The sequence below is a fragment of the Candidatus Accumulibacter propinquus genome, assembly GCF_056856495.1.
Genome location: NZ_JBSEHC010000003.1, coordinates 2117710 through 2130896, shown reverse-complemented (window position 1 = coordinate 2130896; position 13187 = coordinate 2117710). Strand labels below are relative to the sequence as shown.

The following is a 13187-nucleotide window of genomic DNA, read 5'->3' as shown; positions in this document are numbered from 1 at the left end:
AGAAGGCTACCATGTTCTCGCGCTTCTTCATCGACCGCCCGATCTTCGCGGTGGTCGTCTCGGTATTGCTGGTGCTCGCGGGCCTGGCGGCGATGCGCTCGCTGCCGATCGCGCAGTATCCCGAAATCGCACCGCCGGTAGTAACGGTGCAGGCGACCTACCCGGGCGCCTCGGCCGAAGTGCTCGAATCGACGGTCGCCGCACCGCTCGAGAATGCGATCAACGGCCTGCCCGGCATGATCTACATGTCGTCGAATTCGTCGTCGAACGGTGTCGCGCAGATTCAGGTCACCTTCGAGATCGGCACCAGCATCGACATCGCCGCAGTCAATGTCAGCAACCGCGTCAAGCAGGTGGAAACGCGGCTGCCGCTGGAAGTGCGCCGGCAGGGAGTGACTGTCGAGCCCGGCTCCTCGGCCTTCCTGCAGGTGCTCGCCTTCTATTCGCCGGATGGCCGTTACGACGACCTGTTCACCTCGAACTACGTGACGCTGAACGTGCTCGACCGACTGAAGCGGCTGCCCGGCACGACCAATGTGCAGATCTTCGGCGCCAAGGACTACGCCATGCGCATCTGGCTGAAGCCGGATCGCCTCGCGCAATTGAAGCTGACGCCCGGTGACGTCGCCAACGCGATCAACGAACAAAACGCGCAATTCGCCGCCGGCAAGGTCGGTCAGTCGCCGATCGGCAAGGGCCAGGACCTGGTCTACACGATCACCTCCAAGGGGCGCCTGGCCGACCCGGCGCAGTTCAGCGAGATCATCGTCCGCGCCAACCCCGACGGCTCCACCGTTCGCCTCGCCGATGTCGCACGCGTCGAACTGGGTTCCCGCGACTACGAATTCAACGGCCGCTACAACGGCCGGCCGGCGACGCTGGTCGGCATCTTCCTGTCGCCCGGCGCCAACGCCCTCGACGTGGCGAAGAGCGTGCAGGCCACCGTCGACGAACTGCAGCAGCGCTTCCCCGAGGGCCTCAGCTACGCCGTGCCGTACGACACCACGCGCTTCGTCAAGGTGTCGATCGAGGAGGTGCTGAAGACGCTCGGCGAAGCGATGCTGCTGGTCTTCCTGGTGGTGTACCTGTTCCTGCAGAGCTGGCGCGCGGCGATCATCCCCTTCGCCGCCGTACCGGTATCGCTGATCGGCACCTTTGCCGGCATCTACGCACTCGGCTATTCGATCAACACCCTGACCCTGTTCGGCATGGTGCTGGCCATCGGCATCGTCGTCGACGATGCCATCGTCGTTCTGGAAAACGTCGAGCGGATCATGCGCGAGGAAGGCCTGCCGCCGCGCGACGCGGCGGTCAAGGCGATGCACGAGGTGACCGGCCCGATCATCGCCATCGTACTGACACTGACCGCGGTGTTCGTACCGATCGCCTTCCTCGGCGGGCTCACCGGCGAGCTGTATCGGCAGTTCGCGGTGACCATCTCGATCTCGGTGGTCCTGTCGGGCATCGTCGCGCTGACGCTGTCGCCGGCACTGTGCGTGATCATGCTCAAACACGGCCATCGCCAGCCGAACCGCTTCTTCCGCTGGTTCAACGGCTGGTTCTCGCGCGTCACCCGGCACTACCTCGACGGTGTCGTCTGGGTGATCCGCCGCGCCGCGCTGGTGCTCACGCTCTTCGCCGGCATGGTGGCGATCACCGCTTTCCTCTGGCGCACGACGCCAGGCAGCCTGGTCCCCGACGAGGACCAGGGCTTCTACATCAGCGCCATCATCCTGCCCGACGGCGCCACCCTCGAGCGTACCACCCGGGTCGTCGAGCAGGTTGAGGCGGCGGTGCGCAGCAACCCCGACAACCAGGATGTCGTCGCCTTCGCCGGCTTCGACTTCATTGGCGGCGGCTTCCGCAACAATGCGGCGACGCTGTTCGTGACGCAGAAACCGTGGCACGAACGCCAGACCACATCGCAGCAACTCGTCGGCGAATTGTTCATGAAAACCGGCGGTATCAAGGAAGCGCTGGTACTGGCCTTCAATCCGCCGGCGATCTTCGGCCTCGGAACCGCCGGCGGCTACGAGTTCTTCATCCAGAACCGCGGCGACGGCGGTTCCAAACGCCTGCAGGAGGTATTGCAGCAATTTCTCGCACGCGCCAACAGCGATCCGCAGCTTGGCGGCGCGCAGACCTTGTGGCGCGCCACCGTGCCGCAGCTCTTCGTCGACGTCGACCGCGAGAAGGCGAAGAAAGCCGGTGTGCCGATCGACGAGGTTTTCGCGGCGCTGTCGTCCACTCTCGGCACCTACTACGTGAACGATTTCAACAAGTACGGCCGCACCTGGCAGGTCCTGATGTCCGCCGAACCCGAATACCGCCAGCGGCCGGACGACATCCAGGGCCTCTACGTGCGTTCGCAGAAAGGCGAGATGGTGCCGCTGGCGGCGCTGGTCAACGTCCGGCACTCCTCCGGGCCGGATTCGCTCGACCGCTTCAACAACCTGCCGGCGGTCAAGATCATCGGCCAGACGGCGCCCGGCATCAGCTCCGGCCAGGGCATCGCACGTGTCGAGGCGATCGCCAGGGAAGTGCTGCCGCCGGACTTCAGCTTCGACTGGGGCGGCTCCTCGTACCAGGAGAAGAAATCGAGCGGCGCCTCGACCTTCGCGCTCGGGCTGGCGGTGGTGATGGTCTTCCTGATCCTCGCCGCGCAATACGAGAAGTGGTCGCTGCCGCTGTGCGTGCTTCTGGCACTGCCTTTCGGCACCTTCGGCGCACTCGTGGCGATCTGGACCAAGAACCTGCTCGGACCGTTCTTCGGTGCGGCGCCGCTGACCAACGACGTGTATTTTCAGATCGGCCTGGTGACCCTGCTCGGTCTGGCCGCCAAGAACGCCATCCTGATCGTCGAATACGCGGTGCTCAAACACGCCGAGGGTCTTTCCGCCTCGGCCTCGGCGATCGAAGCCGCACGGCTGCGCTTCCGGCCGATCCTGATGACCTCGCTGGCGTTCATCCTCGGCGTCCTGCCGCTGGCCATCTCGACCGGCGCCGGTGCCGGAGCGCGCCACTCGGTGGGTACCGGCGTCATGGGCGGCATGATCGCCGCCACCCTGCTCGCCGTCTTCCACGTACCGCTGTTCTTCAAGGTGCTCTACGACCGAAGCCTTCGCGAGCAACGCTCGCACGACGAACTGCTGGACGAGGTCAGGCATCTGCATGACGTCCCGCAGGCGGCGGCCCCGCCTCCGGAAGTACCGGGTAGCAACAAGGGAGGCGGCGGCCATGACTGACTTTCGAGCATCGCTTCGGCGCCGACCCGCGCTGGCCTTCGCGGCGGCAGTGACCCTCACGCTCGCCGCCTGCCAGACGACGCCGAGCGCCCCGCCGGTCCTCGACCTGCCGGCACGGCGACGGCCGCGCCGGATCTCGAACGCTGGTGGACAAGCTTCAACGACCCGACGCTGGCGACCCTGATCGACGAAGCGCTGGCCCACAACCTTGATCTGCAGGCGGCGATGGCGCGCGTCGACCTGGCGCGCTCGAACGTGCTGCTGGCGCAGTCCCATCTCTACCCAAGCCTCAACCTCGGCGCCGACGCCAGCCGCAACCGCATGACGCTGGTCGGTTCGCAGCCCTTGCCCGCGGACTTCAATCCGACCAACAGCGACTACCGCGTCGGCCTGCGCGCATCGTATGAACTCGACCTCTGGGGACGTTATCGCCACGGCGCGAATGCGGCGCGCAGCGAACTGCTGGCCACCGAATACGCGCGCGCGACGGTTCGCACCGCCGTCGCCGCCGAGAGCGCACGCGCCTATTTCGGCCTGCTCGCCGCTGACGCCGAACTTGCCCTGCTGCGCGATACCTTGAAGTCGCGCGAACAGACGCTGGCCCTGCAAAACGACCTCTACCAGGCCGGCATCATCGGCGACTACGACCTGCAGCGAGCGCAGGCGGAACGCGCCGCCGTCACGGCCAACCTCGCGGCTGCCGAACGCGCGGTCGGTACCTACGAATCGGCGCTGGCGGCGATCCTCGGGCGTTCGCCGCGCGAAGTATTCGACGCCAGGATTAGCCGCGACGTGACGCAGGTCCACCTCCTGGACGTGCCCGAGGTACCGGCGGGATTGCCTTCCGACATGCTGGAGCGGCGGCCCGACGTCAAACAGGTCGAAGCCCAGCTCGCGGCCGCGAGCCTGCGCATCGATGCCGCGCGCACGCAGTATTTCCCGTCGCTGTCGCTGACCGCCTCGTACGGCTCCGAGTCCACCGCCTTCGCCGACCTGTTCTCGGCGCCGGCGCTGGCCTGGGGAATCGGCGCTTCGCTGCTGCAGCCGCTGATCGGCCTGAAGGCGATCGAAGCCAACGTGCTGGCCGAAACCGCCCGTCGCGAGGCAGCGGTGGTGAGCTATGTGCAGACGGTGCAGACGGCCTTTCGCGAAACGCGCGACGCGCTGATCGCCAACCGCACGACGCGCGCGGCGCTCGCCGCCCAGGCCGAGCGCGCGCAGAAGCTCGGCGCGGCGCTCGAACTCGCCGAACTCCGCTACCGCTCGGGCTATTCGGGATATCTCGACGTGCTCGACGCGCAGCGCCAGCTCCTGCAGGCGCAGACCCTGCAGATCCTGGCCGCGCGCGACGTGCGCTTCGCCCTGATCGACCTCGCCAGGGCGATGGGCGGCGGCTGGGACTACCAGGCGGCGCCGGCAAGGAACAGCGCGCCTTGACTGACCGCGGCCCGGCATGGGCGTCGCCCGCGCTCACTGCCGGCAGCACCGACGCCGGTCAAGGGCGACCATGAAGCGCGCCTCGCTGGCTGTGCTCGCGCTGTTGCTTGGCGTGCTCGCCTGGAGCATCGGCTTCGAACCCGGCTGGTTGCAGCAGCGGCAACTGCGGCTGGCGGCGCCGGGCTGGGCCGGACCGCCGCTGACCATCGCGGTGGCCGCCGACTTCCATGTCGGCGCCCCGCACGCCGGGCTACCCCTGCTGCGTCGAGTGGTCAGGGAGATCAACACCGCCCACCCGGACATCATCCTGCTGCCCGGCGACTTCGTCATTCACGGGGTCCTCGGCGGCCAGCCGGTCGCACCGGAAAGCATTGCCGGCGAACTCGCGCTGCTCAAGGCACCGCTCGGCGTCTTCGCCGTCCTTGGCAACCACGACTGGTGGCTTGACGGCGAACGCGTGCGCAAGGCGCTGGAAACGGTCGGTATCCGGGTGATCGACAACCGCGCGCTGCCACTGCCAGGCGCCGAAGACAGGCTGTGGCTGGCCGGCATCGGTGACGACATGACCGACCACGCCGACCCGGCAAAAGCTTTCGCCGGCGTCCCTGCCGACGCGAAACTGCTGGTGATCATGCACGACCCGGCCAACGCCCCGTCACTGCCACCGCAAACACTGGTCGCCTTTGCCGGCCACACGCACGGCGGCCAGGTCAGGTTGCCGTTTTTCGGGGCCCTGATCACGCCGGGGAGAGCACCTCGCGAACAGGCCTGGGGCTGGATTCCCGACGTGCCGGCAGCGACCTGGGTAACCGCCGGCATCGGCACCAGCATCCTCCCCATCCGTTTCAACTGCCCCCCGGAAACCGTCGTCCTGCGCCTTGGTGGAAACGAGGAACTGCGAAACACTGGCGCACCAGGAAGGTAATCTGCGGGCGAATGATCCGCGATAACCACAGCTACTCGCTGACGACACTTTATTTTTGCGCGTTCGACACAAGCGCACCTGGTGAGCCGGAGGTGGCACGGAACAGATGGCGCGATCCAGCATGGGTGTTACTTCAACTCAGGAATTCACATTGGCAGTAATCAGAGACCGCCATACAGACGTGCCTGACGATCAAGGCCGTGTTTCAGTTGCCCTACCGCGCCACGGAAAGACTGATCAAGTCGCTGATGCGCCTGTGCCACCTGGACCTATGCCGGGGTTGGACCACACGCACATGTCGCGATGGGCCGGTGAGCTTTCGGTGAAGATCCCGCGCCGACCGAGCCAAGGACCGACACATGTGGTGGTCGATTCGACCGACCTGAAGATCTTCGGCGAAGGCGAATGGGCGGAGGCGGCGTGAAGCATCGCTTCGCGCCGCCTCCGCCGGTAGCTGTGGAAAGCCGACCATGGAATGGTGCGTCAGCACGGGGGCAGCAAGCACCGCACCTGGCGCAAGGTTCATCTGGCCATAGGGGAAATTGCGTCCGCTACTGCTTGAAGCAGCGCGGGAAAAAGTAGAACTACGCTGCATTCTTGAAATCTTCGATGTACCCGAGTATCTCGGCAGGGATGGAGCCCCTTTGGTACATTTGACGGGCAAGCCCTGCGCGCCGCTCATCGAACCTGATTCCGGTCCTGTGGCTGATGTACTTGAGTGCAGCCTTGCCGTCCAGCATTCGCATTAGATGCTCCCACCGCTTTCGGGGAGGGGCGGCTGGTGAGTCAAACTTGTCAATCTTCTGGCGTGCCGTACTCATGGCCTTGGCAGCATCGGGATGTCCTTTTTTGCTCAAAGTGCCTTGCAAGGCAGTCGTCAGATCGGAGCCATGTTGCACTGGATTGCATCCGAAGCCTGGTTCAAGTGATGGGAGATTAGCTTCCTTCGCTGCGACGGTTGCTGAAGTCCGGTCCTTCAACTCATCGACGCACTCAAAGCAGGATGTCAATACGGATTCGGCGGTGTGCCTCGATGTCAACGCCGCATCGTTCGCCTCAATCCTCATTGCATCCGGATCAAGCAGGTAATTCTCCAGTTCCCAGCGCAGCAGGACGCGAATGTGGTCCCCGTACGGGCGCGCGGACAGGAAGATCTGGTCCAGATCCTGCCACCACAGGGGCCAATTCTGATCGCTGAGAAGCACATCCCGATCAACGAGGCCGAACGCATTGATCCCGTAGGCCCTGGCCTCGGTTACCAAAGCAATGACGGCCTTGCAACCACCCCCGCCAGTTCCAAGTTCATAACCATCGGCCGGTTGGAACCAGATATCTTGCCCCTCGTTGAAGAACCAGCGCTTATGAACGATCTCAAAGTCCTCACCCGACTCTAGGAAGACAACTACCCCGCCACGCTGTTTCAAAACGAGCTTATCGGTCTGCTTCAGTTTCTTGAATCCGCTCATGCCCCTCCCTTACCTGCCTAGCGTAGGTCCTGCTCGATGATCCATCCGCCCTTGACCAGGCCTTCCTCGCAAATGTCGATGGGGAATGCCTCGAGAATCTCGATCGAATGTGTTGTGGCGATGACCGTAGTACCCGGCTGCTCGCGTACCTGGATCTTCATCAGATTCAGCGCCTTGTGTTGCCAGCGAACATGCAAGTGGACATCCAGTTCGTCCACCAATATCCAAGTGTTACGGGTACTGTGGGCACCAATGCGGAGAAAGAGCTGCGTGAGGTTTTTTTCTCCACTCGATAGTCGATCCAGGCGGTGGGTTTGTCCGCCGCTATGGACGACCGCTTCGGGCGGAACGCGGCGAATCTCGGCCGCCAAGAACTTGTCCGAGGGCTTCCCGAACACCGTGTTGTTCACCGTCTTCACCGCACTCTCGTAGCTGCCATTGTTCAACCACATCAGCCAGACCAGCATGTTGTCGAGTGATGCCGTCCAGTGAGTTCCGTGAGAAGCAAACTCGTGCGCCGTGCGGTAAGCCCAATGTTCGGGCTGGATGATCGGACGCTCGCCAAGATCAAGGACAGGAGGAATGTCCCGGTAGGCCGGAAAGAGCAGTGCCGTGGGTAGGCTTAGGGTGGAGTTGGCGAAACCCTCGGGAGCCATCCGGCTTGAGTTGATCAACGTGTGACGAAGATCCTGAACGAACTCGTTGTAGCGGTCGATCTCAACCAAGCGTCCGCGCGCCTGCTGGCGGAATCCGGTCCTGTGCCACTCTTCTGCCCCATAACGCTTTAGATTCGAGTCGTCCCAGACTTTCAGGAAGGTCTTATCGCCGATGGCACCCGCCAACAGGGACAACACGATACGGTGATCACGCCCCTGCCAGAAAATTCGGGTCAGCACGTCAAGCTGGACTCTACCCCGACCGTGGTCCAGATCCTCCTGTCCGAATCGTTGTGGCTCCTCCTCTCCGAGTTGACGCATCAGCAGAGCCATGCACTCCAGCACTGTGGTCTTGCCACGCCCATTTTCCGACATCAGGAGGAAAATATTGCAGGGTTTGTCCTGCTCGTCGGTGAAGTCTATCTCGTAGGGCGTACTCTGGAAGGGACCGACTTGGTCCAGCGTTAACCAGAGTGGTTGAAACTCATAAACTGTCACGTCACTCATTGGATTCTCCCGCGGACGTTTTGCAGACACAGCCGGATATCATCCCTGCTGACCCTGACCCCATGGGCGCGGCGAGTCGCGACTCCGGCTTGGGGCCGCATCAGCATGTCTCCGGCTCCGAGCAACTTCTCGGCACCGGTTTCGTCGAGAATGATCTTGGATTCTGCACCGGTACGGACTGACAATGCAATGCGCCCTGGCACATTGCCGCGCAACAGGCCGCTGAAGGTGTCTGAGTCCGGTCGCTGGGTGGCGAGCACCAGATGGATTCCCACGGCCCGCGCCTTCTGTGCCAGGCGCACCAGTGGCGACTCCGCTTCACGGGACTGGAAGAGCAGATCCGCAAGTTCTTCCACTACCACTACCACATAGGGCAGGTCGATCCGACCCTGCTCGCGCCCTTCGGTCAGGTTGGCAACCCCATACTGTCTTAACAGCAGGGTGCGCCGTTCCATCTCATCGACTAGGCCGTCCAGTGTCTCCAATGCGTCGCCAATGTCCTCGATAATCTGTCCACCTGTCACTTGGGGGAAAGCACCGTAGTGGGCAAGCTCCACGCGTTTAGGATCGATCAGCGTGAGTTGAAGGTCTTTTGGCTCCAGCCGCCAGAGGAGGGACAAGAGCAGAGCGTGCAGACACACGCTTTTGCCACTGCCGGTAGTCCCACCGATGAGAAGATGGGGCGAGGCGGCCAGATCGAAATGTACCGGCTCCCCAAGAACGTCCACCCCGGGCCAGACTGTAAGGGTTGGGACGTCTTTCGCCTGAGTGGCCCAATCCCGGAGACGCGCTCCGGGTACTGCGTGCCAAGTTTCCCGTGGGCGGGGAACGTCAAGGGCCAGCACCCGAGCTTCCCGCTCACGGTCTTCGTCTTCTTGTAGCAGTATTCCTTGGCGGGTGGACAGTCCCAAGTGCAGGCCAAGCTTATCCAGGCCACGCTTGACCTTATCGTAATGATTCACGTCGTCCAGGTAGACCCGATAGCGGCTAATACGCGGTCCATCCTCTACGCCTCGGATCTGCGCCGACACACCAATCTCGCGTAGCCCCGCGAGAATCTCCTGGCCCAGGTCCGTGCGCCCCGGGGAAGGTGCTTCGCCGACAAACAACTCGTGGTAGAGAAATCCGTGAAAGTCATGACCCGCACGCCAAGTGGTGCGTATTTCTTGAAGACCTCGGCGAACGTGGCGTTGCAGATAACGGCGATAGCGTCGCTCCGACTCTTCCCCCTGGAACATATCCTCCCCGTGGTAGATGCTGAGCATCGCACGCACCCCCAAGTCATAGTCCTGGCGACCTTCATCGTCGGCTGGAAGCCCTGCGCCAGTAACTCGGGCCAAGGCATACTCGCTCCCGCCCATGCTGCCGCCATCGAGATCTTCCGCCGGTGGCGTAGGTATCTGCAACGATCGAGCAAGGGCGATGCGCAGGACGCGCAGCTTTGGGGCACGCGGCGTACTGAGTCCATGTAGCAGTACATCTTCAATGGTCTGCTCATCACGAGCGTCGGTGTACAAGTCAGCCATGGTTCAGCCCTCCCTGATCAGGTCCGACACTTCCACCGGTTCAGGGATCGTGTGCTCGCCGTCCGGATTGGTCAGACGATAGGCACGATAGACGTGCGGGGCAATGAGTTGGAGTTTGCGCGCGTCCAACTCGGCGTCCGTGGGAAGCACAATGACCTGGGCTGCGGCATTGGGGTAGTAGTAGCGCAGGATGGCCTCCTGATGAGCCAGGTCGATGCGAGCCAGGGGAGTGTCGACAACCAACGGGAACTGCTTCCCGGACACTTCGCTCAACGCCCATAGCAGAGCCGTGGCCATGAGTTGTTTCATGCCGGCAGACAAGTTGCCCATGCCGACATGATCACCTTCAGCGTCCAGGTAATGCAATCCGAAGTCTTCGTTCACCTCTACCCGGTCGATCAGGTGATGGGATGTCATCAATATCCGAAAGTGCTGGTTGATTGCCGCCTCCAACTGCTCCCGCTGTGCCTGCTTCCGGCTGCTTTTGAGGTCGGCAAAGAGGTTGCCGAGACGACGAGCCGTAGCAATTTTTTCCTCTATGACCCGATTGTGACCGAGTTTGGTCTTGGTCTGCTCTATGCGTTTACTGACCTCGTCGAGTTTTCTTTTTAGACCGTCGGACTGGCTCGCAAGATCCCTGTCCTGCTCCTTTTTACTGTCCAGGTCCCGTTGAAGTTTGTCGCGCTCCCCGACGAAACGCTCATAGCGTGTCCTCTCCTCGTCTGAGAGCGACCCCACGTTGAGCAGGTCGGCCTCCAATTGGCGCAATTCGGAAGCGAACCCCTGGAGGCGCCGCAGTTCCTCGGCGCGAACCGAGCGCAGCGCATTCGCTTCTGTGTATGGGGCGAGTTGTTCGCGAGCGGCATTGGCTGCCTGGGGATCCGGGCCGAACGCGGGGTCCATAGTTTCGCAGGCTGCGTCCGCCTCTTGCTCCAGGACGCTCACCAGCTTATAGCGATAATAGGCCCGCTGACTATCGCGAATATCCGGAACAGGGAAGTCGGGCTGGTCGAACAGACGCGCCGGCAGAACCTCCAGCAGCGACTCCAGCACCCGTGCGCGGGCATTGGCATCGCTGCCGAGCACCTTGTTCAGCCGTTCCATGGCTCGCGTTACCAGGAACGGGTTGACTAATAGAACGATATCCCGCGGAAGCCGGGTCGACAGAAGGTCCATGGCCTCAGCCCGCTGCGCTTGAATTCGTGCGCGAGTCTCGCGGAGTTGGACCTCATCGTGGCGATGAACGAAGGCACTCAGCCCCTCGATGCGGCGGACGATGCGGCGCAGCGCGTCTGTGTCGTTCTCGATTTCGTGCTCCAGATTCGCACGACTGACGTCCAACGCTGTGCGGTCAGCTTCAAGGCCCCGAGCCTCTCCCTCCATACGCTCAAGGTCCGCGCGCGCCTGAGGTTCAAGGTCGCTGTGCTGCCAGCGCCCAATAGCGACATTCAGGGCATTCCGAAGGGCATCGATCGCGCCAATCCCGAGAAGACGTTCCATCTGTCGCTGCTGAACGTCGCGGTTGGCCTCCGCTAATTCCTGAATCTGCTCACCGTCGAAAAGAAAAAAATACAGATAGTCTCGTGGCAGGCGACGATCAAGGAACTCCTGAGCCTCTTCGTCCTTGAACGTTTCAGCGCTGGTCGCGACGGTCAGGGACTCGTCGCCGTTCCACACACCGTTCTCGATGTTCCAAGCTCTTTCCGCAGTGACCCGGCCGCCGTCCTCACTCCAGACGAGTCGAACGGCACAGCGCGATTGGCTGTCTCTGCGCGCTCGCCGGTTCATGATGCCCCACCAGTCGTCTCCTGTTCCCACGACATATTGGTTAACCGTAGGCATCCGCCTCCGCTGGACTGCACGGCGCAACGGTTCGTAATCGGCACCGGTGAAAAGCAGCTTGAGGCTGTTGAGAAGGCTCGTCTTCCCGAAGCCGTTACGGCCCATGATCAGGCAGACGTTGCGTCCCGGTTTCGGGGTACCGAGGTCGAATTCCTGCTCACCGTAATAGGAGAACAGGTTGGTGAGTTGAATGCTTTCGAAGATCATGCTGCCGGCTCGGTCCTGTCGGCCTGCCGAACAGCGTTCTCGACGACCTTGGTTACATCCTCCAGGAGCTGCTGACGACTGCTCGGGCTATCGAGTGACGGGTAGCGCTCGGTGACCAGGCTATACAGGTCAGTCGCCCAGATACTCTGCACTTCGAACCTCGGAGCCAACTCATCGATCAGGGCGAGGTCCCTGGACAGGTCTTCTGGTGTGAGGGTCACAGTTCCAACCTCCCTATTGAACTCTCTGGCAATGGCCAGAGCGCTGTCGGTGACATCGAACTTGTCCGCCCACTGCTGCTGAATGTAAGCAATCTCCGCATCCTCGATCAGACGACGTCCAACGGTCTTCTCCAGAGACAGGAGTCGACGCAGGATGAGTTTGCGAGTCTCTGAACTGAAGGGGCCGGGTCCGATGGAATCATTACGGCGAATGCCGTCGCGCTTGCTCGCGTCTTCGCGAATCTCCTTGAGCCAATTGCGGAATTCATTGAGGGGCTCCATCCATGTCGCGCCGGAGTCGATGAATCCGCGCATGGATTTATCTTCCTTGACGACAGTGCAGGTCCAGCAACCAAAACGGCTTCCCCCACACGAAGGCGTATTGAGGTCCAGGACCACCGGGCATTCGCCGCCACTGGCCTGCCGATACAGGTCGAGCATGAAGTCGTGGGTGCCACCCCAAGGGGGCGGATTGTGCGTGAACAGGTACTCCCATACTTGATCGGTCGCCCACTCGGCAATGGGTGTCATTACTAAGGCGTCCGGAATCTCGTTGTGAGGATTAAGGCCGCGGCTGTTGGTAGCGCGAGCCTCCATCCGTTGCGCGCGACTAGCACTCTCGTCCAGACGAGTCCCCAAGAGCAGAACAGCGCCGCCGTACTGTCGCACGATGTCATCGATGACCGCACGTGAAGGCTTGATCTTCATCTTGGTTGTACACCAGCGGAACCAGCGCGTTGGAGAAGGGTATCCCTTGCCGATCAGGTTGCCCCAGAAACTCTGTTCGGGCGTGGGCTGCACGCGATGTACATGAAGAGGCAGGCCGTTGGCACGGGCATGGCTGGCTAACCGCGACAGACGGTCCGCCAGATACTCTTCTACATTTGGCGCCTCAACGCGCGTGTCGGAGGCAACGACAAAGATAGGCTTGCGTGCGGTTGGCCCGAGTTCCACGAGCAATTCGTAGACCAACTGCAGGACCAGGGTCGAGTCCTTGCCGCCGGAATACGCAACCACCCACGGACGCTGATCGGCGAAGTAGTGGGCTCGCAAAGACTCTTGGGTTTCAACAACTTGTTCTTGGTCTGGAGGTAGGACCGACACTTGGATGTCCTGGAGTTTCATCGGAAAATGTGGGCCACTTCAAAGTATGTC

Annotated in this window: 9 protein-coding genes and 1 pseudogene; 5 read left to right on the top strand and 5 right to left on the bottom strand. The window is 62.3% G+C overall.

Features of this window, described 5'->3' with window-relative positions; all coding sequences use genetic code 11:
* The first annotated feature begins 11 nt into the window (after window positions 1–11).
* The 5 genes and pseudogenes from AC15MQ_RS15570 to AC15MQ_RS15550 form a co-directional block, all read left to right on the top strand.
* Window positions 12–3245 carry an efflux RND transporter permease subunit gene (locus tag AC15MQ_RS15570; RefSeq protein ID WP_483080563.1) on the top strand — a complete coding sequence of 1078 codons (3234 nt, stop codon included), beginning with the start codon at window positions 12–14 and terminating at the stop codon, window positions 3243–3245.
* Window positions 3238–3429 (top strand): hypothetical protein, encoded by a 192-nt coding sequence (locus AC15MQ_RS15565; protein ID WP_483080562.1) that lies wholly within the window; start codon window positions 3238–3240, stop codon window positions 3427–3429. Before AC15MQ_RS15570 ends, AC15MQ_RS15565 begins: the two co-directional genes overlap by 8 nt.
* Window positions 3417–4682 carry an efflux transporter outer membrane subunit gene (locus AC15MQ_RS15560; RefSeq protein ID WP_483080657.1) on the top strand — a complete coding sequence of 422 codons (1266 nt, stop codon included), beginning with the start codon at window positions 3417–3419 and terminating at the stop codon, window positions 4680–4682. The genes AC15MQ_RS15565 and AC15MQ_RS15560 overlap by 13 nt, the downstream gene beginning before the upstream one ends.
* A 70-nt stretch (window positions 4683–4752) precedes the next feature.
* Window positions 4753–5607, top strand: coding sequence for a metallophosphoesterase (locus AC15MQ_RS15555; RefSeq protein ID WP_483080561.1), 855 nt, complete (start codon window positions 4753–4755; stop codon window positions 5605–5607).
* A gap of 161 nt (window positions 5608–5768) precedes the next feature.
* Window positions 5769–6148, top strand: a pseudogene (locus AC15MQ_RS15550) (transposase); the annotation flags it as partial.
* A gap of 43 nt (window positions 6149–6191) precedes the next feature.
* Here the strand turns inward: AC15MQ_RS15550 and AC15MQ_RS15545 are convergent.
* Genes AC15MQ_RS15545 through dndC form a run of 5 tightly spaced genes read right to left on the bottom strand, consistent with a single transcriptional unit; the run spans window position 6192 to window position 13157 of the window.
* Window positions 6192–7073: a hypothetical protein gene (locus tag AC15MQ_RS15545; RefSeq protein ID WP_483080560.1), complete on the bottom strand. Its 882-nt coding sequence runs from the start codon at window positions 7071–7073 to the stop codon at window positions 6192–6194.
* Between the two features lie 17 nt (window positions 7074–7090).
* Entirely contained in the window at window positions 7091–8236 is a 1146-nt protein-coding gene (locus tag AC15MQ_RS15540; protein ID WP_483080559.1) for an AAA family ATPase, read from the bottom strand.
* Window positions 8233–9762: an FtsK/SpoIIIE domain-containing protein gene (locus tag AC15MQ_RS15535; protein ID WP_483080558.1), complete on the bottom strand. Its 1530-nt coding sequence runs from the start codon at window positions 9760–9762 to the stop codon at window positions 8233–8235. The genes AC15MQ_RS15540 and AC15MQ_RS15535 overlap by 4 nt, the downstream gene beginning before the upstream one ends.
* Before the next feature lie 3 nt (window positions 9763–9765).
* Window positions 9766–11811, bottom strand: a complete 2046-nt coding sequence (gene dndD / locus AC15MQ_RS15530) for a DNA sulfur modification protein DndD (protein ID WP_483080557.1) — start codon at window positions 11809–11811, stop codon at window positions 9766–9768.
* Window positions 11808–13157: a DNA phosphorothioation system sulfurtransferase DndC gene (gene dndC, locus AC15MQ_RS15525; protein WP_483080556.1), complete on the bottom strand. Its 1350-nt coding sequence runs from the start codon at window positions 13155–13157 to the stop codon at window positions 11808–11810. Before dndC ends, dndD begins: the two co-directional genes overlap by 4 nt.
* Window positions 13158–13187: the final 30 nt, after the last annotated feature.

Coding starts and splice junctions, on each gene's coding strand:
- AC15MQ_RS15535 (WP_483080558.1), bottom strand. CDS start 9,762: ATGGCTGACTTGTACACCGACGCTCGTGATGAGCAGACCATTGAAGAT.
- dndD (WP_483080557.1), bottom strand. CDS start 11,811: ATGATCTTCGAAAGCATTCAACTCACCAACCTGTTCTCCTATTACGGT.
- AC15MQ_RS15540 (WP_483080559.1), bottom strand. CDS start 8,236: ATGAGTGACGTGACAGTTTATGAGTTTCAACCACTCTGGTTAACGCTG.
- dndC (WP_483080556.1), bottom strand. CDS start 13,157: ATGAAACTCCAGGACATCCAAGTGTCGGTCCTACCTCCAGACCAAGAA.
- AC15MQ_RS15570 (WP_483080563.1), top strand. CDS start 12: ATGTTCTCGCGCTTCTTCATCGACCGCCCGATCTTCGCGGTGGTCGTC.
- AC15MQ_RS15565 (WP_483080562.1), top strand. CDS start 3,238: ATGACTGACTTTCGAGCATCGCTTCGGCGCCGACCCGCGCTGGCCTTC.
- AC15MQ_RS15545 (WP_483080560.1), bottom strand. CDS start 7,073: ATGAGCGGATTCAAGAAACTGAAGCAGACCGATAAGCTCGTTTTGAAA.
- AC15MQ_RS15555 (WP_483080561.1), top strand. CDS start 4,753: ATGAAGCGCGCCTCGCTGGCTGTGCTCGCGCTGTTGCTTGGCGTGCTC.